Raw genomic sequence first — 26,921 nt, 5'->3', positions numbered from 1 at the left:
GAGGGTGACGTGGGGAGGCGTCAGACCGGCGCGACGGAGAGCCGAGGGCCGGCGGGCGGCGGCGCGGCGGCCAGGCTGAGCAGGGTGTGCCCGGTGGCGTCGTCGACCACGGCGACCCGCACGGCGTCGGGCTCCCGGTCGGCCAGCGGCACGGCGAACACCGCGGTCGCCGGGCGGCCCCGGTAGCGCGCGGCGTGCCCGACGAAGCGCCAGTCGCCGTCGTCCCAGTGTTCCCGCACGTCGGAGCGGAGCAGCGGGGCCACCCGCCGGTAGGCGTCGCTGAGCTGGAGCTGCTGCACGGTGGCCAGCAGCGGCACGCCGGTGCCGCCGCGCAGCGGATGGGTCAGCCGGGCGCGCAGCCGGCGCAGCGGCAGCAGCCAGGCCGCGTCCAGCTCCGGCGAGAGCGCCACCACCGCGGCCAGTTCGGCGACCAGCACGGCGCCGCCGGCCACCGGCCGCCCGGTGAGTGCGCCCGCCCAGCCGCCGTCGGCCAACCCCGCCAGCCCGGCCGCCGCGAGCAGCAGCCCGGCCCGGGCCAGGCCACGGCCGGAGACCGGGGTCGGCCGGGCGCTCAGGCACCCGCAGGAGGAGGTGGGGGCGGCGCGCCGGGCGTACGTTAGGTAGGCGAGGAACCCGGCGGTCAGGGCGGCCGCGCCGACCGCCTCCAGGGGCAGCGCGGGCGGCAGCACGAGCAGCGCGCCGAGGGCCAGCTCGACACCGCCGAGCAGCCGGTACGCGGGCAGCGCCCGGTGCTGCCCGAGCAGGCGGACGAGCGCCGACCGGCCGGCCGCCGCGGCGGCGTGCCGGCTGAAGAGCTTCACGCGGGCGGACCAGATCAGCACCGCGCCGACGACCAGCGGTTGCAGCGCCGCGATCATGTCGAACATGTGGTCTCCATCGGGTGGTCCGGCGGGCGGCCTCCGGGCGGTCCGCGGCTGCGTAGCGCCCGGAGGCCGCGCCGTCAGGCGGCGGCGTAGACGGTGGCGATGTCGATCTCGTTGGTGTCCGGGTGCCAGGCGCCGAGCACCTGAACGTGCCGGCCGACCCGCAGCAGTGACATGTCGCTGACGGCCGGGGTGCCGTTGTAGACGGCGGCGGAGCGGTCCGGCACGACGTGCGCGACGATCCGACGGCCCTTGTGGTCGAGGTGCAGCACGTTGCGGCCGACCGCCGCGATGTGCCCGTGCAGGTTGACGATGTTGACCCATACGGCGTCCGCGGCGAGCGTGCCGTCGGGCAGGCGGACGCCGCGGGCGTAGAGCCCGTCGCCGACGGCGACCCGGTCGAACGTGGTCGGGTGCAGCTTCCAGATGCTCGTGCCGTCGGTGATCCGGATCGAGTGGAGCACGGTGTCCGAGCCGGTGACCAGCAGCATGTTGCCGGAGATCGTGCTGATCCGGCCCTCGGCGAAGTTCGGGTCCGGCGTGCCGGGTTCGACGGTCGCGGCGTCGGCGGCGAACGCCGCCTCGGGGGCGAGCGAGCCGAGCCCGGTGGCGCCGACCACGCCGCCGAGCGCGGCGGTGGCGAGCAGCCGGCGGCGCCTCAGGGTCTGGTCCATGGGGTCCTCCCGTTCAGACGCTGTCGACCGAGCAGGGCCGCAGCCCGGTGGAGAGACTGGCGATCGCGCTGTACGCCGCGGGCGTCAGGTCGATGATCCGGTTGCTGCCGCAGGCCGAGCCGCAGCAGGTGCGCTCGCCGCAGAAGAGGTCGGTCTGCGGGCCGCAGTCGGCGATGGCGGTGCCGACCCGGGCACCGTTGCAGAGGTTGGTGGTGTAGTGCCGGAAGCCGCAGCCGCGGCGGCTCATCCCGCTGATCCCGCAGACGTGCGGGCGGGTGATGGCCAGGCACGCGTCCGAGGTGTTCGGCCAGGCGTGCTGGTAGTTGCCGGACGAACAGGTGCCGCAGGCACCACCACCGGCCGAGCCGCAGGGACCCCAGGCGTTGCCGCAGCAGAACCACGACACCTCGCCTCTCAGAGCAACCACGGGTACCTCCCCTCCAGATCCGATCAACAGCGACGTTCATCGATATAGGAGGTGATTGTTGTGGCGTAAATCATCGAAGTCAATGGATGACTGGAAGGATTCTTACGCCCGCGGTCGGCGGCCGGCCAGCGGGATCCGGAAGTGGACGGTCTGGTGGGTGTCGGCCCGGCCGTCACGCGCGTCGTGCACCGGCTCGGCCACCGCCCGCCAGAACCGTTCGGCACCGTCGACCCGGGTGTCGGTGTGCAGGTACAGCTCCCGGTAGCGGGGTTGCCGGCCGACGAAGTCGACGGCGAGACCGACGAGGGCGCGGGCGAGCCCCCGGCGGCGGTGCTCGGGCCGGACGTAGACCCGGAAGAGCTGCGCGGTGGACTCCTCGGGGAAGCGCTCCGCGAGGGAGCGCGGGTGCGGTGGGCTCTTCGGCGCCGCGGCGCGGACGGCGGTGGTGCCGACGACCTCGTCCCCCCGGGTCGCGACGAACAGGGCGTGCGGTTGCGGCGTCAGGTAGGTGCCGGCCAGGTCGATGACGTCGTGGTGCCAGTCGGGACGGTAGCCGTGGCCGAACTCCCGGTAGAACGTGTCGAGCATGACGCTGCGGGCCCCGTCGAGGTGCCGGCCGTCGGCCATCCGCACCTCGTACGCGCCCACGCCGTGTCGGTACTGCCGCATGGTCTCTTCCCTCATCGTGTCGCCGCCGGATCCGCCCGCCACTCCTCGTCGTCCTGTTGCCGACGCTCCGCGGCGGCGGGGAGCAGCGCGCGGGTCAGCGGGTGTCGGGCCGCGCCGAGCAGGGCGTCGGCGGGTCCCTGCTCGACGACGCGTCCGCCGTCGAGCACGACGATCCGGTCGGCGAGGCGGGCCACGACGTCGCGGTCGTGACTGATCACGACCAGCGCCAGGTCGCGGCGTCGGCGCAGGTCGTCCAGCAGCGCGAGGATGCGCTCCCGGGCGTCGCCGTCCAGGCCGGCGGTGATCTCGTCGCAGATCAGCACGCGGGGTTCGCCGGCGAGGGCGCGGGCCAGTGCCGCGCGGTGCAACTCCCCGCCGGAGAGCCGGTCGGGCGTGCCGGCGACGGTGTGTTCGGCGAGGCCCACCTGGTCGAGCAGGCGCAGGGCGGTGCGCCGGGCCTCGGCGTCGGTGGCGTCCCGCAGGCGCCGGGCGGCGCGGGCGACCTGGTCGAGGACCGGGCGGTACGCGTCGAAGCTCGCCCGGGCGTCCTGGAACACGTACTGGACGGCCGCGAGGTCGCGCCGGTCCCGCCGGTCGAGGTGCGGGTCGAGGCGTCGGCCGGCGAGCGCGACCCGGCCGCCGGTCGGCGGGTGCAGCCCGGCGACGCAGCGTGCCAGCGTCGTCTTGCCGCTGCCGGACCGGCCGACCACGGCGAGGCACTCCCCGGCGGCGGCCGTCGCGCCGACGCCGCGGACGACGGTGCGCCGGAGACCCCCGTGGCGGTGGGTGGCCACGAGGCCGGTGACGGCGAGCAGCGGTGGGGCCTCCCGACCGGTGGCCGGGCCCCGGGTCGGCGGGACGGGTGCCTCCTCCTGCCGGTCGTGGTGGTCCCGCGCCGTCAGGACCTCGGCCGTCGGGCCCTGCGCGACGGCGGTTCCGTGGCGCAGCACCAGGACGCGGTCCGCGACGGCGCGGACGAGAGGCAGGTCGTGACTCAGCAGGACCACCGCCATGCCGTGGCGGGCGAGCGCCGTCAGTTCGCGCGCGACGTCGCGGCGGGTGAGCGCGTCCTGCCCGGTGGTGGGTTCGTCGGCGACGAGGAGGACCGCCCGCGAGAGCAGGGCGTGGGCGATGACCAGCCGCTGTTGCTGCCCGCCGGAGAGTTGGTGGGGGAAGCGCCGCAGGAACCGGTGGTCGGTGGGCAGGGCCATCCGGTCGAGCACGTCGGCCACCGCCTGTCGACGGGCGCGGCGGGTCCGGCCGGGCGGGTGGCGCCGGGCGATCTCGCCGAGCACGGCGCCGACGCGGCGGAGGGGATGGAGCGCCACGGCGGGCTGCTGGGGGACGTACCCGACGGTGCCGGCCGGGGGCGGCGCGCCGGCGGCGACGGCCGAGCCCGCCAGCGCGATCCCGCCGGTGAGGCGGACGCCCGGCGTGGTCTCGCCGAGCAGCGCCCGGCCGGTGGTGGTCTTGCCGCTGCCCGACGCGCCGACGACGGCGAGGATCTCCCCGGCGGCGAGGTCGAAGGACACCCCGTCGACGAGCCGCCGCTGCCCGGCCGCGGCGGTCAGTCGCCGTACCCGCAGGAGCGGCCCGCCGGGCGGCAGTCGCCGATCCGCTCCGGGAGCCTGCGGGCCGGAGCGGCGGTCCCGGCGGGGCGGGCGGGCGCCCAGGGCGGGCGGCTCCGCGTCCCCGGGCGGCGGGGCCGGATCGGCGCGGGCGGCCAGCACCTGGTCGGCGACCAGGTTGACGCCCACCGCCAGGGCGACGACCAGCGCGGCCGGTACGACGACGGCCCACGGTTGCAGGAACAGTCCGGTGCGGTTGCGGTCGACCATCACGGCCCAGTCCGCGGCGTCGGGGGCGACACCGACGCCGAGGAAGCTGGCCGTGGCGACCAGGTAGACCGCGCCGACGAACCGGACCCCGGCGTCGGCGAGCAGGACCCGCCGGACGCCGCGCCCCACGTACCCGCCGGCCCGGCGCCACCACGTCTCCCGGTGCAGGCGCATCGCCTCCATCGCCGGCCCGTGGGCGAGCGGCAGGGCGGCGGCCCGGGTGACCCGGGCGACCTCGGGAAGGGCGACGAGCGCCACGACGCCGACGAGGGTGGCCGGCCCGGGCCGTGCGACGGCGGCCACCAGGATCAGCAGCAGCAGGGACGGCACGGCGAGGACCAGGTCCAGCGGGCGCATGAGGATCTCGTCGACCCACCGGCGGCGGGTCGTCGCGGCGAGCAGGCCGACGGGGACCCCGACGAGGTAGGCCAGCAGGGTGGCGGCGACGGCCACCAGGACCACGGACCGGCCGCCGAGCAGCACCTGGTGCAGGACGTCCCGGCCGACGAAGTCGGTGCCGAGGGGCCCCTCGGGGGCGAACGGCAGACCGCGGGGAGCGGCGTCGCCGGCCAGGGCGGGGCCGAGCACGGCGAGGCCGAGCGGCACGGCGAGCAGCAGGCCCGCGACGAGCGTACGCAGCGGGGGCCTCACCGGACGGCTCCGGTACGCGGCGCGAGCCGGAACGCCACCAGGTCGGCGGTCAGGTTCACGGCCACGGCGGTGACGGCGACGAGTACGCACAGCGCCTGGACCGTGGGGACGTCCCGGGTGGAGACGGCGTCGACGAGGGCGGTGCCGAGACCGGGTATGACGAACACCGCCTCGACGACGATGACTCCGCCGAGCAGCCAGTCGGTGGTGCGGGCGAGCTGCTGGGCCACCGGGGCCAGGGCGTGGGGCAGCGCGTGGCGCAGCCAGAGTCGGCCGCCGGTGATGCCGAGCCGCCGGGCGTGCCCGACATGCTCGGCGCGCAGCGCGTCCACCATGCCGGCCCGGGTGAGCCGGCTGATCGTGCAGACGGGCCGGGCCAGCAGGACGAGCAGGGGCAGGACGAGGACGGCCGGCCGCGCGGACAGGTCGGCGCCGAACGCCGTGGGCGGCAACCAGCCGAGCTGTACGCCGAACCCGGCGACGAGGAGGATCGCCAGGGCGAACTCCGGCATGGCGTACAGGGCGACGGACCCGGCGGACAGCGCCCGGTCGAGCCGGCCCCCTTCGCGCCGGGCGGCCAGCATGCCGACGCCCACGGCCAGCGGCACCAGCACCGTCAGGGTGAGGGCCGCCAGCAGCACGGTGGCGCCGGCGCTGTCGGCGAGCCGCTCGGCGACCGGCCGCTGGGAGACCAGCGAGACGCCGAGGTCGCCCCGCAGGAGGCCGGTCAGCCAGTCGAGATAGCGCTGCCAGGCCGGCTGGTCCAGGTGCAGGTGCGCGCGGATCAGGGCGATGCGGGCCGGATCGGGCTGGTCACCGGCGATCACCACGGCGGCGTCACCGGGCAGCGCCTCGGTGAGCACGAAGACGACGGTGGCGACGCCGACGACCTGCCCGACGCCGAGCAGCAGCCGCCGGGCGGCGTAGCGGGGCAGGCTCATCCGAGCCAGACCTTGTCGAAGCGGGCCCAGTCGAGGGTGTTGGCGGGGGCGTCGGCCGAGACGCCGCCGACGCGTGGGCTGGTGGCGACGAGGAAGTCGGCGAAGCCCCAGATCAGGAAGCCGCCCTCGGCGTGCAGCATGCGCTGCATGTCGCCGTACGCCTGCCGTCTGGTCTGCTCGTCGGCGCTGGAGACGGCCCTGGCGTAGTGGGCGTCGAAGTCGGGCCGGGCCCACCTGGTGGCGTTGGTGGTGGAGTGGGTGAGCAGCCGCTGGGAGATGTGCGTCTCGATGGGCATGGCGCCGGAGCGGTACGAGGCCAGCACGCCCGAGCCGAGGATGTCCCTCCAGTAGGTGTCCTTGTCGCCGATCCTCGGTTCGACGACGAGGCCGGCCTTCCTGGCCTGCTCGGCGAAGACGCTGGCGGCCTCGACGAAGCCGCTGGCCACCGGCGCGGTGTCGAGCGGCACGCGCAGGCCGCGGGCGCCGGCCCGGTCGACGAGGAACCGGGCCCGGTCGAGGTCGTGGGAGCGCTGGGCGATGTCGTCGGCGTAGTGCTGGTAGCCCTTGCCGAACAGGTCGTTGCCGACCTGCCCGGAGCCGGCGAGCACGGTGTCGACGAGCTGCCGCCGGTCGGTCAGCAGGAACATGGCCTCGCGCAGGTCGCGGTCGCCGAACGGGGGACGGTCCACCTTCATCGCGAAGGACTGCATGGTGCTGTTCGGCATCCGCGTGACGGTCATCCGGCGGTCGGCGGCGTACGTGCGGGCGGTGGTCGGGGTGACGTCGTGCGCGTAGTCCACCTGGCCGGCGAGCAGGGCGTTGACCCGGGCGGACTCCTCGTTGCTGGTCAGGTACTCCAGCTCGTCGAGGTGGGCCGCGCCGTCCCAGTGGTCGGCGTAGCGCCGCAGCAGCAGCGACCGGCCCGGCCGCCAGGTGTCGAACGTGAACGGGCCGGAGCCGACGGGACGCTCGAAGGTCTCCGTGCCCTCGGGGACGACGTAGGCGCCGAAGGCCGCGAGGGCGTTGGGGAACTCGGCGAAGGGCCGCTTGAGGGCCAGCTCCACGACGCGGTCGCCGACCGCCCTGCTCGCGGCCAGGTCGACCATGTCGAGGCTCGCCCGGGCGCGGAAGGCCCGCTTCGGGTCGGTGATGCGCGCGTAGCTGTACAGGACGTCGGTGGCGCGTACCGGCCGGCCGTCGTGGAAGGTGGCCTGGCGCAGGGTGATCCGCCACCGGGTGAGGTCGGCGCTGGGTTCCCAGCCTTCGGCGAGGCGGGGCCGGATGGAGACGTCGGGGCCGTAGTCGGCGAGCTTGTCGAACATCGCCTTGGCCCGCGACGCCTCGTTGAACAGGTTCGCCAGGTGGGGGTCGAGGGTCTCGTTGGCGCCGCCGCCGGCGAACGCCGCCCGCAGCCGCCCGCCGCGCCGGGGCCGGCCGGACGGGGCGGCGTCCGGGCCGGTGTGGACGCCGCAGCCGGTCAGCGCGACACCGGTCGAGGCGGCGGCGGAGAGGGCGGCGGCGCCGAGCAAACCGCGGCGGGTCAGCCTCGGCGTGGCGGAGGGCGAGAGGGCCATGCTGGCGGGTCCTTCCGGAGGCAGGTGGACAGTCGTGCGGGCGGTCGCCGAAACGATAACGGTTTCCATTTGTGTTTCGCTCGGGAGGGTCGCCGGAGGCATGGCATTGCACCTGCATTGCGAACGACGTACGGTGATAGCAATGCAGGCGTATTGCAAAAAGGGGTCGGCATGCGTGTGATCGCGTTGTCCGAGGTGACCGGGGACATGACCGAGCTGGTGGGCGGCAAGGCGGCCCGGCTGGCGGAGCTGGCGCGGTCGGGCGAGCGGGTGCCGGACGGCTTCTGCGTCACCACCGCCGCCCACGAGCGGGGCGTGGCGCCGCGGGCCGAGATCGCGCAGGCGTACGAGCGGCTCGGCGGGGGACCGGTGGCGGTGCGCTCCAGCGCGACCGCGGAGGACCTCCCGGACGCCAGCTTCGCCGGGCAGCAGGACACCTTCCTCGCCGTCACCGGGATCGCCGATCTCCTGACGGCGATCGAGGGATGCCGGCGCTCGCTGCACGACCCCCGCGCCGTCGCCTACCGCGACGCCCACGGGATCGACCACGCGTCGGCGCGGATGGCCGTCCTCGTGCAGCGCATGGTCGAACCGGTGACCGCGGGTGTGCTGTTCACCGCCAACCCGCTCACCGGCTGCCGCACCGAGATGATGGTGGAGGCCGCCGAGGGGCTCGGCACGGCCGTCGTGGACGGCAGCGCCGCCGTGGAGCGGTACGTCCTCGACGGACCGCCCCGGGCCGGTGCCGGCCTGCTCACCGCCGAGCGGCTGGACGAGCTGCGGGACGCGGGTCGTCGTCTCCAGGAACGGTTCGGCTGCCCGCAGGACGTCGAGTGGGCCTACGACCGGCAGGGCGTGCTCTGGCTGCTCCAGTCGCGGCCGATCACCACGCTGTTCCCGCTGCCGCCGGAGACCGGGCGGCCGGCTCCCCGGGTCTACCTGGAGTTCGGCCACGTGCAGGGCATGCGGCAACCCGCCACCCCGATGGGCATGTCCACCCTGAAGTCGCTGGTGGCGGCGATGCTGGCGTCGTTCGGCCTGACCGTGGAGATCACCGACATCGGCGGGCGCCTCTACGGCGACCTGACCGACCTCGCGCGGCACCCGTCGACCCGCAACCGGCTGGTCAAGCTGATGGCGGTGGACTTCGGGCCGCGGGCCCAGGCGGTGATGGAGCAGGTGCTCGCCGACCCGCGCTTCGCGCCGCTGCCGGCTTCCGGTCCGGGGCGTAGGGCCACCGGCCCGGCGCTGCGGACCGCCGCCCGCGCGGCGACCGGGGTCGTGCGGGCGCTGGCCCGCCCGGAGGCCGCCCGGGCCCGACTGTTCCGGGAGGTCGAACGTCTCCGGGTCGGCTCGGCCGCGCCCGCCGGGCTGGACACCGCCGCCGAACGGCTGCGGTACGTGCGCGACGAGGACCCGTCGGCCGGCCCCGACGACATCGTCTGGCCGATCGTCGCCGGGATGCTCGCCGCCACGCTGCCGGCCGCGCTGCTGCGGGGCGTGGCCGGCCCCGGCGAGATCGACACGGTGCTGGGCGGCATGCCGCACAACGTCACCATCGAGATGGACCTGGCGTTGTGGCGGCTGAGCCAGCAGGCCGCCGCGCACCGTCACCTGCTGCTCACCACCCCGCCGCACGACCTGGCCACGGCGTACGCGCGGGGAACGCTGCCCGACATCGGCCTGGCGGCGTTCCTGGACCGCTACGGCCACCGCGCCGCCGCCGAGGTCGACCTCGGGGTGCCGCGCTGGGACGAGGACCCGACCCCGGTCTTCGCGATGATCGCCAACTACCTGCGCGTCACCGACCCGGAGCAGGCCCCGGACCGGCGCTTCGCCCGCGCCGCCGAGGCCGCCGAGGCCGCCTGCGCGGACCTCGTCGCCCGGGCGCGCCGGCGCCGGCCCGTCCGCGGCCGGATCGCCGGATTCCTCCTGCGCCGGGCACGGATGCTGGCCGGCCTGCGGGAGGCCGGCAAGTTCGCCGGCCTCTACCGGCTGCGGGAGATGCGCCGTCAACTGCTGCTCGTCGGCGCCGAGCTGGCGGAGCGGGGGCTGCTGGGGCGGCCCGACGACATCATGTTCCTCACCCTCGACGAGGCGCACGCGGCCGTGCATGACGGCGCCGACCACCGCTCGACGGTCGCCGCGCGCCGCGCGACGTACCGGCGGGAACTGCGCCGCCCGGCGGTGCCGGTGGCCCTGCTCTCCGACGGCACCGACATCGAGGCCGTCCTCGCGCCGCCGCCGGCCCCGGACGGCGCCCTCCGGGGGGTGGGCGCGGCGGCGGGCCGGGCGACCGGCCCGGCCCGGGTGGTCCACGACCCGGCCACCGCCCACGTCGAACCCGGCGACGTGCTGGTCGCTGCCACCACCGACCCGGGTTGGACGCCCCTGTTCCTCACCGCCGCCGCGCTGGTTACCGAGACGGGGGCGGTGATGGCGCACGGCCCGACGGTCGCCCGGGAGTACGGCATCCCCGCCGTCATCTGCGTCCCCGACGCCACCCGCAGGATCCGGACCGGCCAACTCGTCACGGTGGACGCCGCCGCCGGGACGGTGACCCTGCACCCCGCCCCCGGGGCCGAGGAGCCGTCGGTGGTCGGCGAGGCGTCCGCGTCGTGACAGCATGAGGCCATGCCGAAGAAGGTCGACCGCCACGAACGGCGCACGCTGATCGCGGCCGCCCTGATGCGCGTGGCCGCGCGTCAGGGCGTGGAGGCCGTGAGCCTGCGTCACGTGGCGGCCGAGGCCGGGGTCTCGGCCGGAATGGTCCAGCACTACTTCCGCACCAAGGACGAGATGATGGCCTTCGCCATGACCGTCGTGCGGGAGCGCAGCCAGGCCCGGGTGACCGACGCGATCGCCCGGCTCGGCGAGGACCCGGCCCCCCGGCTGCTGCTCCGCACGATGGTCGCCGCGTTGCTACCGCTGTCCGAGGAGTCGCTCGCCGACGGGCGGGTAGCCCTGGCGTTCCTCGCCTACGCGGCGGTGCGGCCGGACGTGGCCGCCGGCATGCGCGAGGACACCGACCAGCTGCGCGCCTTCGTCGCCGGTCTCATCCCGGGTCCCCGGCGGGACGAGTACGCGGCCGGCGTGCTGGCGCTGATGGAGGGGCTGGGTGTCCACCTGCTCGGCGGCCACTACACCGCCGAGCAGGCGCTCGCCGCGTTGGACGCCCACCTCGACCTCGTCTTCGCCGGCGGCGGGACGTCTCGATAAAAGTTTTCGTCTCCATTGATGATCCTCTTGGAACTTATCTCCAGAGCGACTACCCTCCTGGGGACCACCTACCGTCCATCGTGGAGGAGACTGGTCATGCGCAAGCTGATGTCAGCGGTCGGAGCGGGGGCCCTGCTGACCGTGGGGTTGTTGGCCGGCGCCGCCCCGGCGCAGGCGGCGAGCTGCACCCTCGTGCAGTCCGAGATCTACAACGGCGCCAACATGATCGCCTGGTCCCAGGGGCTGCAGGGCTGTTCGGGTGACGTCTACTGGGAGATCCAGTCGGGCGACGCGGGTGGCTGGCAGGTCGCGCAGAGCGGCACCACGCACTACGACAACGCGGTCCAGAGCTACTACGGTGACGTCGAACTGCCGTGCTACCTGCGGGTCTACGCGAAGTTCGGCAGCCAGGAGAAGCTGACCCAGCCGGTGCAGAACTACAACTGCGCCGGCTGACGCCCGCCGGCACGGGCCGCAGCCGCACGGCTCCGGCCCGTGCCGAGAGCCGCCGGTCAGGGCGTCGGATACCGGGCGACGTAGACCGGCGCGCCGACCCGGGTCGGGTCGGCCGGCCCGCCCACGCCGTTGACCACGTGGTCGATGGTGCCGGCGCTGAGGTTCACGGTCATGACGTGGTGCAGCCGCACGCCGGGCGTCACCGGCACCTCGAAACCGTTCTCGGTGTGGATCGACGGGTTGTTCTGGTTGAACACGTAGACCCCGCCGCCGTGCAGGGTGTGGTGCCGCACCCGGTCGTCGACCCTGTAGCCGGCCCAGCCCTCGACGTCGCCGTTCATCCAGTCCGCCTGCGTCGGCGGATCGTAGGGCAGCTCGTTCTGGTAGAGGATCGTCGTGCCGTGCTCGCCGGTCCAGACCGTGTTGTACCGCTGGAAGTGCTCGACGAACAGGCCGGTGGCCGTCACGTGGTCGCCGTTGACGACGACGCCGTGACGGCCCGTGTTGGTCCGCCAGCGATCGGTGTCACCGTTCACGCCCTCGGTGAAGCCCTCGACGCCGTGGTCCCCGCGCCACACCCAGGTGTGGTCGATGAGGACGTGGTCGGCGTTGACCTCCAGCGCGGTGTCCGCCCTGCCGACATGCGGCCCGCCGACCCGGAGGTACACATCGGACAGCGTGATCGGGTCGCGTGGGGTGCTGGCGTTGCGGCCGTGCTCGCGGCCCACCCGCAGCAGCGCCGGCGACTCGGTGGGGCCGGCGTCGACGGTGACGCCGGCGACGACCACGCCCGGGACGCCGGCGACGTCCAGGGGTACGGCGCCGTCCACGGCGGTCAGCGTCGCGTGGCCGAGGCCGAGGACCACGGTGTCGGGCCGCCTGACCTCGATGCTGTGCGCGATGTCATACACGCCGGGGGTGAGCAGCAGGTGCCTGCCGCGTGCGAGCTGGCGGTTGATGACGTGCACCGGGTCCGACGGCCGGGCGACGAAGAAGTCCCGGATCGGGATGCTCCGGCCCGGTGTCGTGCCCGCGCCCCAGGAGATGCCCCGGCTGTCGCGCCGGGCGGCGGGCACGCGGACGTGGTACCCGCCCCTCGCGTCGACGTACAGGTAGGGCTTCTCCCGGCTGAGCGGCGTGGTGTGCAGCGTGGTGTAGGGCGGGTCGGGGAAGCCGGCGTCGTCGGGGGCGCCCACGGTGCCCGCGAAGACCTGGTTCCACACCGCGTTGGACCAGCCGCCGACCTCGCTGTTGCGGGTCAGCCACTGCTGCTGCGAGCCGTTCGTGGTGAGGGGCAGCCGCGAGTCGGCGATGAAGCCGCCGCTGGCGTACTGCGGGCCCGCCGTGCAGTAGTCCATCAGGGACAGCCCACCGCCGCTGATGTCGAGGCGACGCATCGACACCGCCTGCGACACCGCCCAGAAGTTGGCCGACGAGCGGCAGCCGTCCTGGCCGGCGGCGTTGACCGCGATCGACAGGTTGGACAGGGTGCGCCAGAAGTTGACCAGGGCGATGCAGTTGCCCGTGCCGCCGCCGGAGAGGCACCGGTTGTAGACCTCGACCTTGCCGTTGACGCCGACGTCGGTGGGGGAGGCACCCAGGCCGGCGACCTCCGTGTAGTAGCCGACCCTGACCTGCAACGGCTGTTCGTCGGTGCCGTACGTGCCGGGCATGAAGAGGTACGCGTGCCGCGCGGTGCCCATCTCGTCGTCGACCTGCCGGGCGTGCGCCGCGTCCAGGGTCGCCTGGATCTCGCCGACCGGCATGCCTGGGTCGAAGATCGTCACGTGGGGCCCGAAGTCCGGCGGGCCGGGGCGGGGCGGCCCGGCGGCGGCCGGGCCGGCCGTGCTGGCGGCGGTCGTCAACACGAGGCCGAGCACGAGCGCCCGGCCGAGTCGTCGTCGGCGGGTGGACTGGATTCTCATGTGGACCGTCCTCTCCGTGAGAGCGCTCTCTTGACGTGGCATGTTTTTACCCTGTCGACGGAGCCGCGCGCTACGGCAGCGGACCTCGATCCTCGCTCCGCACGGCGCCACCCGGTGGCGCCGTGCGGAGCGAACCGACGGCGCCACCGGGTACGGCCCGCGCATCAGGCGGGACGACCTCCGGGCGGGATCACACCGTCCCGACGGGGCGCTGGTGGGCGCCGGTGATGTCGGTGCCGGCGATGTGCGGCGTGGAGCCGGTGACGAAGAGCCGGTAGCCGTCGTGGTAGCCGAGGTAGGAGCCACGCTGGTGGTGGGTCACCCGCAGGTTCAGCCGCGTGCCGGCGGCAACCTGGACCTGGATCGTGTCGGCCAGCTCGACGGAGTTCGACACGGCGAGCACCCGCCCCGTGTCATCGGTCAGCCGCAGGTCGAAGTCGTCCACGAGCGCCGTGCCACCCGCCGCGCCGCTCGGGTAGTCCAGGTGGTTGTTCGCGGCGCTGGTCACGTACCCCGACAGGGTGGCGAGGTCGTAGCGCATCCACTGCGGGACGACGTTGACGGTGACCCACTGGGTGCTCTGGGAGGTGAACCGGTAGTCGACGGAGCTGCCGGGCGACAGCGTGCTGCGCTCCACCATGAACGAGGTGTCGTTGCCGTAGCCGAGACCGCGGGCGTACTCGTCGCGGTATTGCTCGTACAGCTCGTAGCTGCGGGTGGAGGTCCCGTACGGCACGGTCGCGGTACGGCGTACCGCGCCGCCGCTGGTGACGTACGCGCCGTCGGCCGTGCGCCCGAGCCCGTGCGCGCCGGCCGGGCCGAGTGGACCCAACGGGCCGAGCGGGCCGAGCGGCCCGACGGGGCCCAGCACGCCCCACACGCCGCCGGCCTGGACCTGCTTGCTGAAGTCACCCAGGCTGGGCAGCGTCCCGTGGTACGCCTCCGGCGACAGCGGCCCGTCGGGGCCGAGCGGGCCCCACTCGCTCATCGGCCCGCCGTACCAGCCGAGCATGCCTGCCCAGTCGTCCCAGGCCGTCCCGGTGATCCAGCTTGACGGGTGCCACGGCTCGACGCCGATCGGACCGGCGACGCCGAGCGGCCCCCAGGGGCCGATCAGCCCGTAGTGGCCCAGCGGGCCCATGGGCTTGAGGTAGTCGGCGGGGCGCAGCGGGTCGCCGGAATAGGTGGTCTGCACCGTGGGGCTCACCGTGGACAGGTCGCCGCCGAGGGCCTCCACCGAGGTCGCCGACACGTAGCCGGTGTCCGCGGCCCGGGCGGGGGGCGCCGCCGCGACGACGCCCACCGTGGCGGCGAGCAGTGCGGTGAGAAGGCGCCGTCGGGCCGGCGTCGCCCGGCAGCGTGCTGCGGATGTCCCCTGCATGTGTCGTGCTCCCGTGTCGTGTCGTCGATGGACCTGGCCGGCGCCCCGGCATGCCCGGACACGCGTCACCGCAGCCGACGGCGCCGCCCCTCTGGATGGGCGGGGACGGGTGGCGGGTAGTGCCTCGGCGTCGGAAATCACGCGCCGACCGGGCCGGGAAACCGGCCCACAGAGCCTACAAAGGGACGGGCCGCGCGGGAAATCCGAGAAAGCGTGATTTTCGTCTTCTTGACTCCACCACGGGCCGCCGCCGCCAATGCGGCGGCGCCCGACGGCTCGCCCGCGACGATTTCGGTGGACGACTGGAAAATCCGGGTGGGCCGGCAGGGAAATGACGCAGAAAGCGACGGCGTGAAATGCGGGGCCTGCCGTCGCCGCCCCGCAGACCGCCGGGCGTGCCGGCCGGGCGGCGCCGACTCCCGGGCCCGCTTCCCGGATCCGCTGTCCACCCCGCCGGGCCTTGGCAGAGTGGGGAACGTGACCGAGAAGGGGCCGACGGTGGCGGCCGGCCGGATCCAGCTGGTCGGGGAGTCCAGCGCGGTCAGCCGGCTGGAGCTCTTCCTCGACCTGATCTTCGTCTTCGCCTTCATCACCGTGTCCAGCACGGCCGCGTCCGACCTGACCGTCGCGAGCCTGCTGCACGGCGTGGTGCTACTGGTCCTGCTCTGGACCTGCTGGCTGTCGTACGCCTGGCTCGGCAACGTCGTCCGGGTGGACCGGGGCGTCATGCCGGTGGTCATCTTCGGCCTGGCGGCGCTGATCCTGGTCGTGGGGGTGACCCTCAACGAGACGTTCTCCGACAAGCCGGGCGGCCTGCACGGGCCGCTGGTCGTCGTGGTCTGCTACCTGGTCGTCCGCTCCGGCGCGCTGCTGGTGGCCACCGTCGCCGTCTGGCGGGATCCCGCCGCCCGGCGCACGTACCCGCGTGTCTGGGTGCCCCTGCTTGCCGCCGCGCCGTTGCTGCTGGCCGCGGGCCTCCTGCCCGTCGGCGCGTTCGGTGCCGCCGGCGAAGCCCGGGAGTGGGCCCGCTTCGCGCTGCTGCTGGCCGCCTTCCTCGTCGAGTACCTCGGGATAGCGATCATCGGCGTGAGCTGGTGGCGCGTCCAGTCCGTCAAGCACTGGACCGAACGGTTCCATCTGATCATCCTGGTGGCGTTCGGCGAGATCATCATCTCGGCCGGCACGGGCCAGGGTGTCGGCTGGGCCAGCCCGGTCACCTGGGCGGTGGTCGGGGGCGCCGTGCTCAGCATGCTGCTGGTGGGCGTGCTCTGGTGGACGTACTTCGACATCGCCAGGTTCTCCGCCGAGGACGCGCTGGAACAGGCCTCCGGCGTCGCCCGCTCGCGGCTCGCCCGGGACGCGTACACGTTCCTGCACCTGCCGATGATCGTCGGGCTGATCCTGCTCTCGCTCGGGCTCAAGCACACGTTCAACAGTGTGGCGTTCCAGTCGGTGCGGTCGGAGCCGGCGCTCGGCCTCTTCGCCCTGTACGGCGGGGTGGCACTGTACCTGCTCGCCCTGATCGCCTTCGAGCGCCGGACGATCGGCATCTGGGGCCGCGGGCCGCTCGTCGGCCTCGTCCTGGTGCTGGCGCTCGTCCCGGTGGCGGCGCGGGCGCCGGTGGTCGCCCAGTTGGGGCTGCTCGCCGCCGCGGTCGCCAGCCTGGTCCTGCTCGACCGCACCGTCTTCCGGGTGCGGCACCGGGCGCTGCACCGGGCGATCGAGCCGGTCACCGAGCGCTCCACCGGAGTCACGCCCAAGGAACTCTTCCTCGACCTGGTCTTCGTCTACGCCTTCATCCAGGTCACCGAGCTGATGACCGCGCAACCCGGCTGGCGCGGGCTGCTCCAGGGGCTGGCGGTGCTCGTGCTGCTCTGGTGGGCGTGGTGCAGCTACGCCTGGCTCGGCAGCTCGTTCCGCACCGAGAACGCCCTCGCCCGGCTCCTGCTCCTCGGCGCCGCGGCGAGCATCCTGGTGATCGCCGTCGCCGTGCCCGCGGTCTTCATCGGCCTGCCCGGCGGCCTGCCGGGACCGCTGGTCTTCGTGACGTGCTACGGCCTCGTGCGCGCCCTGAACTTCGTCGCGTTCTGGACGGTCGCCAGGAAGGACCGGCTGTTCCGCGGCCAGTTGGTGCGCCTCGCGGTGTCGGCCGCCGTGGCGCTCGCGCTGCTCTACGCCGCCGCCATCGTCCCGCCGCCGTCGGACGATCCGCAGGCCTTCCGACCCGTCCGTGCCGCCCTGTGGGCCGCGGCCGTCATCGTCGAACTCGGCAGCGGTTACCTGCTCAACGCCCGGCACTGGCCGGTCCGCTCCGCCGAGCACTGGGCCGACCGGTTCGGCCTGATCATCCTCGTCGCGCTCGGCGGCGCGATCGTCTCGACCGGCGCCTCGGTGAGCAACCGCGCGGTCTCCGTGCCCGTGGCCGTCGCCTCCGTGCTGAGCCTGGTGGTGGTCGCCATGCTCTGGTGGGCGTACTTCGACGTCGACGCCACCGCGGGGCAGCGAGGCGTGCAGAGACTGCACGACGGCCGGCGCAGCCGGCTCGCGCTCGAGGCGTACACGTACTCGCACCTGCCGATGATCGTCGGGGTCGTGCTGGTCGCGCTCGGGCTGCGCAAGACGGTGGCGGAGGTCGAGCGGGTCGCCGGACCCGTCGGGTGGTGGGACATGTCCCACCTCACCCTCTACGGCGGGGTGATCGTATTCCTCCTCGCCGACCAGGCCTTCTGGTGGCGCATCCAGCACCGGGTCCGTGGCCTGCGGCTCGTCGCGATCGTGGCGCTGGTCGGGCTGACGGCGGTGACCACCGCGGTGTCCCGGCTGGCGGGGCTGGCCGTCCTCGCCGGCGCCCTGTGCGCGTTCGCGCTGGCCGAGGCCGTCGGCACCCGCCAACTGCGGCACGCCGCGCACGACCCGCTGGTCCCGGAGTCGTCCGCGCCGCCCCAGCGCTGACCGGGAGCCGCTTGCCTGCCGACCGCCCACTGGCGAGGCCGTTCGGCCGGAAGGCGCCGTGTCGTGACCACTCCGATCAACGCTCCGCGGTGGTTCCGCGCCCGCCGAGCCGGCCCGGAAGAAATGCCGGGCCCGTCATTCGGTACGCCGGAGACGGCAATTCCCCACCGTCGTCATCGTCACACGGCAATGGGGGTAGACCACACGGAGAAACTACCCGGATTGGTGCCCCGGCCCATGGCGGTCAGAGCAGAATGCGCGCAGCGGGAACGAGGGCCGGCGTCAATTGATTCGCCATTCCCGTCGCCCTGCTGGCGTCGTTCCGCCCGTCGCCCGTTGCCCGTCCGCCCGTCGCCCGGGCTCGCCGTCGGGCGGCGGCGCGGCGGTCGACACGTCACGGCGTCAGGCGCTTCTCGAACCAGTGGTGCGCGTAGTGCTCGGTGTTGTAGGGCTCGATCTCCCGGTAGCCGGCCGCGCGGTACATCGCGATCGCCTCGGTGAGGTTGCGATTGGTGTCCAGCCGGACGGCGGTCCGGCCCCGTGCGGCGGCGTGTCGTTCCAGCTCGCCGAGCATCCGCCGCCCGACCCCGAGCCCGCGTACGGTGTCCGCCACCCAGACCCGCTTGATCTCGGCGGGCGCGTCGCGGTGGAGCTTGACCGCGCCGCACCCGACGGGCTCGCCGTTGAGGGTGGCGAGCAGGAACAGGCCGGCCGGCGGGACGAGGTCCTCGTCGTGCACCGGGTTGCTCCGGCTCGGATCGAACCCGTCGTCGAAGCGTCGGGAGACCTCCCGGGCATAGGCCCGCGTGCAGGCCCGGGCCCGCGGGTCGCCGGGCGGGCAGGGTGCGATGACCACCATCGACGCGACGAGCAGCCGCTCGACCTCGGCCATCGCCGCGACGAGCCGCTCCCGGCGCCGCGCGGACAGCGGCGCGAGGATCGACGAGGCGAACTCGTCGGAGCGCCTGTCGAGTTCGGACCACTCCGCCCGGCCGGCGTCGGTGAGCGTGGCGACCCGTACCCGCCCGTCGCCCCCGAAAGGGTCGGAGGGCCCGACGGTGACCAGCCCGTCGTGCTCCAGGGTGCGCAGGAGCCGGCTGAGGTGGCCCGAGTCCAGCCCGAGCCGGGCCCGGAGCGCCGCGACCTCGCTGCCACCGGGGCCGATCTCCCACAGCACCCGCGACTGCGCGAGGGGACGCCCGCGCGCCATGTACGCGTCGTCGAGGGCGCCCACCCGCTGGGTCACCGTCCGGTTGAACCGCCGCACCGCGGCGACGAGCTGATCCGAGGTCATGAAACCTGACTTTAGTCAGCTATCTGTCCCGGCGCCAGGGCTTGCGGAACCGGCGGCCGGGTGGCGCCCGTCGAACGCCGTGGCCGAGCGGCCGGTCGCCCGGCTATGGTGTCGGCCATGCAGGATCGGCACGGTCTCCGCCGCGTCGGCAAGCGCGTCTCGCTGTCGGCGCTGCTGATGCTGGCCGTGCTGGTCATGGTGCTGTCGGCGGCGCGGGCCGTCGGGCTGTGCATCGTGTTCCGGTGCACGCGGCGGGCCGTCCCCGGTTGCGTGCCGGCGTGGTCGGCGGACCGTGCTCCGCCCAGGCTGACGTTCGCCGTCTGAAGCCTGTTCGCCTCCCGACGCCCTACGGCGCCGGCCCGTGGCTTGGAGCACCATGCCGACCCTGCGTCACGACACGCGCCCCCGTTCCCTGTCCGTCGGTGACGGACCGCCCCGACCGACGACGTGCGCCGCCGCGCCCGCTCCGGCGCGGGGGCGATGAGCATGCTGGCTCCCGGCGCGTACGCCCGCCTCGGCGTACGGCATCCCGTCGCCCTCGACCTCGGCACGTCGACGGTGCGCGTGTGGACCCCGGTGCACGGGGAGGTCGTCACCGAACCCGCCGTCGTCGCGCGGATACCCTCCGGCGGCCATGCCGTCGGGCGCGCCGCGATGGACCTGCGCGCCACCAGCGGCGCGAAGCTGTTGTGGCCGGTGCGGCACGGCGTGGTGGAGGACTTCTTCACCTGCGTACACCTGTTGCGGGTGGTGGCGGCGGCCGCCGGGCGGCCGGGCGACGACGTCTCACCGGTTGTCGTCGGCGTGCCGGCCACCGCCACGTTGCAGCAGAAGAACCTCCTCGTCGCGGTGGTCCGCCGGGCGCTCGGCGGGCGCGTCGCCACCGTGGAGGAGCCGTTGGCGGCCGCCCTGGCCTGCCAGGCCGACCTGGACCGCGACGACGTCGTCGCCGTCGACATCGGGCACGGCCGCACCGAGATCGCCCGCATCGCCGACCGCGCGGTCGCCGCCGCCGAGCACGTCGACGTGCCCAACGCCGTCGACCAGGTGCCGTTCATCGCGGCCGCCGTGCGCCGCGTCGGCGCCCGCCCGGTCGGCCCGGGTCGACGTCGGCTGCTGATCACCGGTGGCGGGGCGGCGCATCCGGGGCTCGCGGCCCGGCTGGCCGCCCTGACCGGCCGCACCGTCACGATGCCCCCGGATCCGCACCTGGCCACGCTCGCCGGCCTGCGCCTGCTGCTCACCGGCTGACCCCGCGCGACGGTCCCCGCACGGCGCGGCGACGACGCACCGTGCCTGCCGTCGCCGCCGCGGCCGGACGTGCCCCTCGTCCGGCCGTCACCGCACCGCGCCCACCGGCTGCGGTTCCCTCATTACCTGGAGTTCCGATGGACGTCGAACTGACACCGCTGCCCGGCATCGGTTTTCGCCGCATGTTCACCACCGACGCCGGATGCCGCGTCGGGGTGGTGACCCACTACGCCGGCGGCCGGCGCGAGTTGGTCTACCACGACGGCGACGACCCCGACGCCACCCGCAGCATCATCCTCAAACGCGACGAAGCCGTCGCCCTCGCGGGACTGCTCGGCCTCCTCGACGTCTTCGACGTCACCATCACCGCGCCCGACGATTCCGGCCGGCAGCCCGCCGCGCCGCGGTGAGTGCCCGCCGGCGCGGATTCCGTGCACCGCGCAGCCTGCGACGACGTCCCTGCCGCGCCACGGCTCGGGTGGCGCGGCGGGGACGTCGACGAGGTCAGCCGGCGCGGCGGAGGCGGCGGAGCATGCCGTCGAGGTCCTGGACGAAGAGCTCGTGCCGGAAGTAGTGGCCCCCGGGAACCTCGCGCCACTCGTGCGGGATGCCGGCGCGGGCGAGAGCCGCCCGGAACTCGCGCTGGCCGGCCAGCACCTGGGTCTCGTTGACGGTGTCGAACCAGTTGACCGGGTCGGGCGAGGTGCCGGCGGCGAGGAAGACGCGCTTGTTGTGGTAGCTGCCGATGCGCTGGACGGGGTTGTCGGCGCTGACCCGGGCCTCGTCCCACAGCGGTGCGCCGTAGACCGTGCCGCCGCCCAGGTCCAGCGCCGCCGAGGTGGCGTTGGCCCAGTGCACGACCAGGCCGAAGTCCCGGCGCAGGCTGGCCGGACCGGAGTGGGAGCTGACCGAACAGAAGTGGCCGTAGTACTTCGCGGCGTACTTGAGGGCGCCGAACCCGCCCATCGAGAACCCGGCGACCGCGCGTCCGTCGTACTCCGGGAACGTGCGGAAGTTCGACTCGATCCACGGCAGCAGTTGCGCCATGTGGAAGGTCTCCCAGTTGCGGGGGCCGGTGTTGCTGTGCACCGGGTTCGAGTACCAGCCGGTCGAGGCGTCCGGCATGACGACGATGATCTCCCGGCCGGCGGTGAGATTGATGATGTTGTCCTGCAGGTGGAAGGTGCGGAAGTCGGCTCCGCCGCCGTGCAGGAGGTACAGCACGGGATAGCGCCTGCCGCTGGTGTGGTAGCCGTCGGGCAGCAGGACGTTGACCGCTGGGTCCCACTCGACGGCGGCGGTGGCGAAGCGGTAGTACTGCAGCCGGCCGGGGTTCTCGTTGCGGTCGACGATGTGCAGGCCGTGGCCGTCGACAGCGGCGACCGCGGGGGACGACGCGGAGAACGCCCCGACGAACGCTCCGGCGGCGGCGACTCCCGCCGTGCCGGCCAGCAGGCGCCGGCGGCTCACTCGACGACGGACGTTGCCACTCTCACTCATGGTTTCCCTCCAGCGCCGGGGCCGCGTCGACCCGGCGTGACGACTGCTGCGCGCCCGCCTCCGTCCGGCGGGTTCACGCCGACGCGACGAATTGACTGACGTGGTACGCGGTGCTCCGGTTGTCGGGCGTCCTGGTCCACTTCGACACCATCAGGTGCAGGTCGTTGGCCCGGCGGCTGGACCACGGGTGGATGAAGCCGCCGTAGAGCCCGGGCTCCTGCCACGGCGTGACCTGGACCTTCTCCGCCGTCCAGACCTGGTCCGGCCCGCCGGCGGTGCGGGTGACGATGCAGCCGGTCGCGCAGTTGAGGTAGGACATCACCCAGGTGCCGTCGGCGAGCCGCCGCACCGACGGCTCGCCGAACCGGCCGGTGAGGATCGGCGTGCACGGGCGGCTCCAGCCCCAGTTGGTGCCGTTCCAGCCCCAGCCCTCGTAGGACTCGGGATAGAAGAGCCGGTCCCAGCGAACGCGGCGCAGCATCATCGGGCCGTCCTGCCGGCCCGAGCGCACCGAGAAGACGTACACCCAGTCTCCGTCGCGCTGCATCGTCCACATCTGGAAGGGGTCCGTGTTGGTGCCGTCGTTCCACCACTTCAGCGGCGTACGGACGAAGTCGTTGCCGTTGTCGCTGTAGGCCAGCCCCGCGTAGCGCGACTTCCAGTGCGGCCCGGCGGGGCCGGCGGAGTTCCAGTTCTCGATGCTCATGTACGAGACGAGCTGGCGGCCGGTCTCGGGGAAGCTGATGCCGTCGTTGGGGATGACGGTCACCTCCCAGAGGCCGTCGATGCCGACGCCGTTGTGGCCGTTGTGCATCAGCTCGGGAGCCCGCCCGTTGCCGGCGACCCGGGCGGCGCTGTCGAAGACGATCCCACCGCTCGACCCCGGGTGGACGTAGGAGCGCAGCATCACCGGTGAGCGCCAGTCGTTGGGCAGCGGCGGGCCCTCCGGCCACGGCGTGTTGAAGGTGTCGCCGAACAGGTAGCCGATGGAGCCGTTCTCCAGCACGTACGGTATGCCGAGGTCGGTGCCGGCGACCTGCCACCGGTGGTTGGTGTCCAGGTCGGCGCCGGTGAGGCGCTTCTTCCAGTAGGCGGCCTGGGCCGCGCCGGGGGCCAGGGCCGGCGCGACCGCGGCGGCCGCGCCGACCACGGCGACCTTCCCGAGCAGTGAGCGGCGGTTGATCGTCATGACCGTCCTTGTCGCGAGCGTGCGGCGGGCAGGGCGGAGAACTGTGGCGCCGGAACGGATGCCGACCTGATCAAGCGACCCTCGTCGATGTATAGCTGGAAGCTACGGCCAACGTCCGGCGCGGTCAAGCGCGCTCCGGCGTCGAAGGATGTTTGCGGGTGGCTAGTGACACCCTGCCGGAAACTTTCGTCAATCCATTGACAGACGTCACCGCCCTTCTCCAGACTCGCGCCATCGGAGCCCCGCTCGCCCGCGCTCCGAGCACCGCCCAGACCGACCGTCGGGCCGGCGCGACCGCAGATCGCACGGCCCGTTTCCGCAGCCGCCACCACCGCAGCGAGGAGCCGCCCGTGCGTACCGTAGGCATCGTCCGCCGACTGGGCGTGGCGCTCGTGGCCGCCGTGGTGACGTGGGCGGCGCTGGCCGTGGCGGCCGGCACACCCGCCGGCGCCGCCGCGCCCACCTTCAAAGCCCCGTTCCCGTGCGGGCAACGGTGGACCTACAGCCACCACAGCAGCGAGGTCCGTCAGGCGCTGGACTTCGTCCGGGCCGACGGCGGGGTCACCGACGGCACCCCCGTGCTCGCCTCGGCAGCCGGCACCGCCTACCGCTACTCGCAGCCCAGCGGCGCGGGCAACTACATCGCCATCGAGCACGGCGGCGGATGGAAGACCTACTACTTCCACCTTGCCGCCTACTCGGTGGCCAACGGCGCGACAGTCGCCCAGGGCCAGCAGATCGGGCTGACCGGCAACACCGGCAACTCCTTCGGCGCGCACATCCACTACGAGCAGCTGTACAACGGCGTCGGGCAGAGCATCGTCATCAACGGCATCTCCCTCGCGCCGTATCCGGGCTCCTACCACCAGCGGTACCTCACCAGCGACAACTGCGGTCGCCCCGCCGAGCCCGTCGCCGGTCGGGCGTTCGGTTTCGGCGACGGGCAGCACGTCGTGGCGGTGGGTGCGGCGGGGTCGTTGGTGAACCTGTCGTGGTCGCCGGGTGCGGGACTGGTGCGGGCGGACTGGGGCGGGGGCCCGCTGACGGGCAAGGCGGTCGGGTATTCGCACGCCGGTCAGCAGCACGTGTTCGCGCGGGGGAGCGACAACACGTTGCGACACTGGTGGTTCGGGCCGGGCATGGCCTCTCCCGGCTTGGACGACTGGAACACGGTCGGGCGGGTGATGTCGAATCCGACCGGCTTCGCGTACGGCAGTCAGCAGCACGTGTTCTACCGCAATCCGGAGGGGAACCTGGAGCACCGCTTCTACGACCTGAACACGGGCCAGATCGCCGGTGGGGTGTGGCCGGGTGGTGGGTTCGTGGGGAATCCGTACGCGTTCGTGCATCGGGACCAGCAGCACGTCTTCGCCCGTACGGCCTCGGGTGGGTTGATCCACTGGTACTGGTGGCCGGGCATCAACCCCGCTACGGACAACTGGGGTGTGACCTCGGGTGTGGCGTCGGACCCGACCGGGTTCTCCTACGGCGGCAACCAGCACCACGTGTTCTTCCGCAATGCCGACGGCAGGTTGCAGCATCGGTTCTTCGACGATCCGTCCGGCACGCTCAACGGTGGCGTGTGGCCCGGTGGTGGGTTCGTGGGGAACCCGCACGCGTTCGTGCACCGCGATCAGCAGCACGTCTTCGCCCGTACGGCTTCGGGCGACCTGGTCCACTGGTACTGGTGGCCGGGGATCAACCCGGGCGTCGACGACTGGGGCGCCCGTGGTGTGGTGACCGACGACCCGGCGGGACTGTCGACTCCGAACCAGCACCACGTGTTCTACCGGACGACGAACGGCACCCTCGAACACCGCTTCATCGACGACACCACCGGCCGACTCACCACCGACAACTGGGGCGGAGCGCTGTAGGGTCCCGGCCGGGACGCCTCCGGCCCGACCCGGTCACCCGGGTCAGACGTCGACGACCAGGCGCACCGTGACGGCGTCTCCGACCGCGAGCCCTTCGGCCTCGCGCACCCCGGCCTTCACCGGCACGAGGTAACGCCCGTCCTTGGGGAACAGCGACGTCCGCCACCCGGTGCCCCCGATCCGGGCCGTCACCGGGATCATGCCCCAGCCGTAGCTCACGGACGCGCAGGTCGCGTTCAGCTCGCGGGAGTCGTCTTCCGGCACGGGGACGAAGTGCCACGGCGCGGGGCCCCTCCAGAAGAACATCTCGCCGCTGAACTCCACGTCCATCGGCTCAGCATAGGGCCGCGAACTTTCGCGGCGGCGGGCCGAGGCTGCCGGTGACGGTCGTCGCGACGGCAACCCCGGCCCGGCCGCGCCTCCCCGGGTCGGAGTGTCACCGGCAGCGCCACACCACCGGGACAGCCCGGGGACCGCCGACCGACCCGCCACCCGCGACGAGGCGACCGTCCCGGCTGATCGCCACGGCGTAGTTCGACATGTTGGTGTCGTGGTCGTGCAGGTCCGGCAGCGTCACCATGCCCTGGTGGCTGGCGAGCAGTCCCTGCCCCTCCCGGCTGCCGACGAGCCAGCCGTCGGCACTGACGCCGCGACCGCCCATCCGCATCCCGGGGAAGGTCTGGACCTCGCCGGTGCGCAGGTTCCACCGCGTCGGGACGTCACCGCGTGGCCCATCCGCGGTGCCGGCCACCCAGTCCCCGAAGATCGACATCGCGCGTGTGGCGACGGCCCTCTCGCCGTCGACGACCGGTGGCGGCAGTTCCCGCAGCGTGCCGTCGGGCAACCAGGCGTACGCCTGGAACAGGGTGGTGCGCTGGCGGTTGAGCGTGCCGACGATCGTGCCGTCGGCGGAGATGTCGCTGGCCTCGCCCTCCCAGTCGCCGTCCGGCATCGGCAGCACCGTCGGTTGGTCCGTCGGGGTTCGCCAGACCAGGGGCTGTCGGAGCCCGTTCGCACCGACCACGACACCGCCCTCGTTGATCGCGTTGGCCCGCGTCGAGGGCTGCCCGGGCAGATGCGTCACGGTGCCGTCGCGGTAGATCCATGCCCGTTCACCGACGGTGCCGCTGACGCCGACCGCCTCGCCGCGGGAGTTGATGTCGGTGGGCAGTTGCTGGTCGCCCGGCACCGGGATCACCTGGAGGCGGCCGTTGTCCCAGATCAACATGTCGAGACCGGTGCCGCCGCGGCCGGGGTTCGTCCGACCCACGATGTAGCGACCGGTCGGATCCATGCCGATCACCATGTCCATGACGCTGCCCGCCGGCACCGGCAGCCGCTCGACCGGGCAGGCCGTGGGCAGGCCGCGCGGCGGCTCCGACCTGGACGCGGCCGGCGCCGGATGGGTCGGACGTCGTACGGCGTCGATCACGGCGGGCGCGGCCACGACCGCCAGCGCGGTGACCGCTGCCGCCGCGGACACCCGGATCCGCGTGGTCCGTCGTCGGGCCGCTCGGCGTCCCGCCTGCACGATCTCCTCGGCGGAGAGCCGAGGCCCCGGCGCGATCGAGTCGGCCCGCCGCTCGAGTGCGTCGGCGAGTCCCCGGTCCGGTCGGTCGTTCATGGCGTCACCGCCCCCTTCTCCGCATCCTGTTCCTCCAGTTGACGGCGTAGCGCGGCGAGACCCCGCGACGCGTGGCTCTTCACCGTGCCCCGCCGGATGTCCAGCACCTCGGCGATCTCCGCCTCGGCCATGCCCTCGTAGTAGCGCAGCACCAGCACGGCCCGCTGCTTCGGCGGCAGCGTCAGCAGGCGCTGCCACATCGCGTCGTGCTCCAGGCGCGCGTCCGTCTCGTCCACGCCGCCGCGGTCCGGCACCGTGTCGACCGGTCGCTCCCGGTACGCCCGGCCCCGCCACCACGACGTCGCGGTGGTGACCAGCGCCCGCCGCACGTACCCCTCGACGGCGGCGGGGTCCCGGATGCGCGACCACCTGACGTACGTCTTGATGAGCACCGTCTGCAGCAGGTCCTCGGCCCTGTCGCGGTCGCCGACCAGCAGGTAAGCGCTGCGCAGCAGCGCCGCCGAACGCGCCGCGACGAACGACCGGAACGCGTCCTCGGCAACCTCGTCCATCGAACCTCCACACCGCCCTATCCGACTGCTCGGACTAAGGACGCACTCGCCCGCCGATCGGTTGTCCTGGTGCGCGGCGACGG

23 protein-coding genes are annotated in these 26,921 nt (G+C 73.7%); 8 read left to right on the top strand and 15 right to left on the bottom strand.

What is annotated here, in order from left to right:
* Positions 1-20: 20 nt before the first annotated feature.
* The 7 genes from ACZ6Q9_RS01360 to ACZ6Q9_RS01330 form a co-directional block, all read right to left on the bottom strand.
* Positions 21-887, bottom strand: coding sequence for a MauE/DoxX family redox-associated membrane protein (locus tag ACZ6Q9_RS01360; protein WP_393264046.1), 867 nt, complete (start codon positions 885-887; stop codon positions 21-23).
* 74 nt (positions 888-961) lie between these two features.
* Positions 962-1,558 carry a cell wall protein gene (locus ACZ6Q9_RS01355; protein ID WP_350685971.1) on the bottom strand — a complete coding sequence of 199 codons (597 nt, stop codon included), beginning with the start codon at positions 1,556-1,558 and terminating at the stop codon, positions 962-964.
* Between the two features lie 13 nt (positions 1,559-1,571).
* A complete protein-coding gene (locus ACZ6Q9_RS01350) occupies positions 1,572-1,985 on the bottom strand; it encodes an RlpA-like double-psi beta-barrel domain-containing protein (protein WP_350708163.1) in 414 nt (137 codons plus the stop codon).
* 102 nt (positions 1,986-2,087) lie between these two features.
* Entirely contained in the window at positions 2,088-2,654 is a 567-nt protein-coding gene (locus tag ACZ6Q9_RS01345) for a GNAT family N-acetyltransferase (protein ID WP_393454193.1), read from the bottom strand.
* 11 nt (positions 2,655-2,665) lie between these two features.
* A complete protein-coding gene (locus ACZ6Q9_RS01340) occupies positions 2,666-5,143 on the bottom strand; it encodes an ABC transporter ATP-binding protein/permease (protein WP_396826887.1) in 2,478 nt (825 codons plus the stop codon).
* On the bottom strand, positions 5,140-6,084 hold the full coding sequence (locus ACZ6Q9_RS01335; RefSeq protein WP_393454199.1) for an ABC transporter permease: 945 nt from the start codon (positions 6,082-6,084) through the stop codon (positions 5,140-5,142). Before ACZ6Q9_RS01335 ends, ACZ6Q9_RS01340 begins: the two co-directional genes overlap by 4 nt.
* Positions 6,081-7,658: an ABC transporter substrate-binding protein gene (locus ACZ6Q9_RS01330; RefSeq protein ID WP_393454202.1), complete on the bottom strand. Its 1,578-nt coding sequence runs from the start codon at positions 7,656-7,658 to the stop codon at positions 6,081-6,083. The genes ACZ6Q9_RS01335 and ACZ6Q9_RS01330 overlap by 4 nt, the downstream gene beginning before the upstream one ends.
* Before the next feature lie 171 nt (positions 7,659-7,829).
* On the opposite strand from ACZ6Q9_RS01330, the gene ACZ6Q9_RS01325 reads away from it, so the two are divergent.
* The 3 genes from ACZ6Q9_RS01325 (at position 7,830) to ACZ6Q9_RS01315 (ending at position 11,333) form a co-directional block, all read left to right on the top strand.
* Entirely contained in the window at positions 7,830-10,280 is a 2,451-nt protein-coding gene (locus tag ACZ6Q9_RS01325; protein ID WP_396826890.1) for a PEP/pyruvate-binding domain-containing protein, read from the top strand.
* Positions 10,281-10,292: 12 nt separating this feature from the next.
* Entirely contained in the window at positions 10,293-10,877 is a 585-nt protein-coding gene (locus tag ACZ6Q9_RS01320; RefSeq protein WP_350708174.1) for a TetR/AcrR family transcriptional regulator, read from the top strand.
* A 96-nt stretch (positions 10,878-10,973) separates the two neighbouring features.
* Positions 10,974-11,333: a hypothetical protein gene (locus ACZ6Q9_RS01315; protein ID WP_357702788.1), complete on the top strand. Its 360-nt coding sequence runs from the start codon at positions 10,974-10,976 to the stop codon at positions 11,331-11,333.
* A 56-nt stretch (positions 11,334-11,389) separates the two neighbouring features.
* Here the strand turns inward: ACZ6Q9_RS01315 and ACZ6Q9_RS01310 are convergent, their stop codons facing one another.
* Both ACZ6Q9_RS01310 and ACZ6Q9_RS01305 read right to left on the bottom strand, forming a co-directional pair.
* Positions 11,390-13,258: an adenylyl cyclase gene (locus tag ACZ6Q9_RS01310; protein ID WP_396826893.1), complete on the bottom strand. Its 1,869-nt coding sequence runs from the start codon at positions 13,256-13,258 to the stop codon at positions 11,390-11,392.
* Positions 13,259-13,448: 190 nt separating this feature from the next.
* Positions 13,449-14,639: a hypothetical protein gene (locus ACZ6Q9_RS01305; RefSeq protein WP_396826894.1), complete on the bottom strand. Its 1,191-nt coding sequence runs from the start codon at positions 14,637-14,639 to the stop codon at positions 13,449-13,451.
* Positions 14,640-15,116: 477 nt separating this feature from the next.
* Between ACZ6Q9_RS01305 and ACZ6Q9_RS01300 the strand changes: the two genes are divergently transcribed.
* Positions 15,117-17,591 (top strand): low temperature requirement protein A, encoded by a 2,475-nt coding sequence (locus ACZ6Q9_RS01300; RefSeq protein WP_393264028.1) that lies wholly within the window; start codon positions 15,117-15,119, stop codon positions 17,589-17,591.
* A gap of 394 nt (positions 17,592-17,985) precedes the next feature.
* Here the strand turns inward: ACZ6Q9_RS01300 and ACZ6Q9_RS01295 are convergent, their stop codons facing one another.
* Entirely contained in the window at positions 17,986-18,885 is a 900-nt protein-coding gene (locus tag ACZ6Q9_RS01295) for a bifunctional helix-turn-helix transcriptional regulator/GNAT family N-acetyltransferase (protein WP_393454221.1), read from the bottom strand.
* Positions 18,886-19,002: 117 nt separating this feature from the next.
* On the opposite strand from ACZ6Q9_RS01295, the gene ACZ6Q9_RS01290 reads away from it, so the two are divergent.
* The 3 genes from ACZ6Q9_RS01290 (at position 19,003) to ACZ6Q9_RS01280 (ending at position 20,546) form a co-directional block, all read left to right on the top strand.
* Positions 19,003-19,209 carry a hypothetical protein gene (locus ACZ6Q9_RS01290; protein WP_357702798.1) on the top strand — a complete coding sequence of 69 codons (207 nt, stop codon included), beginning with the start codon at positions 19,003-19,005 and terminating at the stop codon, positions 19,207-19,209.
* 156 nt (positions 19,210-19,365) lie between these two features.
* Positions 19,366-20,136, top strand: coding sequence for a rod shape-determining protein (locus ACZ6Q9_RS01285; protein WP_357702800.1), 771 nt, complete (start codon positions 19,366-19,368; stop codon positions 20,134-20,136).
* A gap of 137 nt (positions 20,137-20,273) precedes the next feature.
* Positions 20,274-20,546 carry a cation:proton antiporter regulatory subunit gene (locus tag ACZ6Q9_RS01280; protein ID WP_393454223.1) on the top strand — a complete coding sequence of 91 codons (273 nt, stop codon included), beginning with the start codon at positions 20,274-20,276 and terminating at the stop codon, positions 20,544-20,546.
* 94 nt (positions 20,547-20,640) lie between these two features.
* Here ACZ6Q9_RS01280 and ACZ6Q9_RS01275 read toward each other — a convergent pair whose 3' ends face one another.
* A complete protein-coding gene (locus ACZ6Q9_RS01275; RefSeq protein ID WP_393264023.1) occupies positions 20,641-21,636 on the bottom strand; it encodes an alpha/beta hydrolase in 996 nt (331 codons plus the stop codon).
* Positions 21,637-21,709: 73 nt separating this feature from the next.
* Positions 21,710-22,825 carry a DUF4185 domain-containing protein gene (locus tag ACZ6Q9_RS01270; RefSeq protein WP_393454225.1) on the bottom strand — a complete coding sequence of 372 codons (1,116 nt, stop codon included), beginning with the start codon at positions 22,823-22,825 and terminating at the stop codon, positions 21,710-21,712.
* A gap of 392 nt (positions 22,826-23,217) precedes the next feature.
* Between ACZ6Q9_RS01270 and ACZ6Q9_RS01265 the strand changes: the two genes are divergently transcribed.
* Positions 23,218-24,702 (top strand): peptidoglycan DD-metalloendopeptidase family protein, encoded by a 1,485-nt coding sequence (locus tag ACZ6Q9_RS01265; RefSeq protein ID WP_393264440.1) that lies wholly within the window; start codon positions 23,218-23,220, stop codon positions 24,700-24,702.
* A gap of 42 nt (positions 24,703-24,744) precedes the next feature.
* Here ACZ6Q9_RS01265 and ACZ6Q9_RS01260 read toward each other — a convergent pair whose 3' ends face one another.
* The 3 genes from ACZ6Q9_RS01260 to ACZ6Q9_RS01250 all read right to left on the bottom strand — a co-directional run bounded on the left by ACZ6Q9_RS01260 (position 24,745) and on the right by ACZ6Q9_RS01250 (position 26,838).
* The gene (locus tag ACZ6Q9_RS01260; protein ID WP_393264019.1) at positions 24,745-25,032 is read right to left on the bottom strand and encodes a DUF1905 domain-containing protein; all 288 of its coding nucleotides are present in this window, start codon (positions 25,030-25,032) and stop codon (positions 24,745-24,747) included.
* Positions 25,033-25,138: 106 nt separating this feature from the next.
* Complete coding sequence (locus ACZ6Q9_RS01255) at positions 25,139-26,326, bottom strand: hypothetical protein (RefSeq protein ID WP_393454229.1); 1,188 nt, start codon at positions 26,324-26,326, stop codon at positions 25,139-25,141.
* Positions 26,323-26,838, bottom strand: coding sequence for a SigE family RNA polymerase sigma factor (locus ACZ6Q9_RS01250; protein ID WP_396826898.1), 516 nt, complete (start codon positions 26,836-26,838; stop codon positions 26,323-26,325). Before ACZ6Q9_RS01250 ends, ACZ6Q9_RS01255 begins: the two co-directional genes overlap by 4 nt.
* Positions 26,839-26,921 lie beyond the last annotated feature (83 nt).

The sequence above is a fragment of the Micromonospora sp. NPDC049139 genome, from assembly GCF_055586845.1.
Note: the sequence above shows the minus strand (reverse complement) of the source record. Positions and strands in the feature narration are given on the sequence as shown.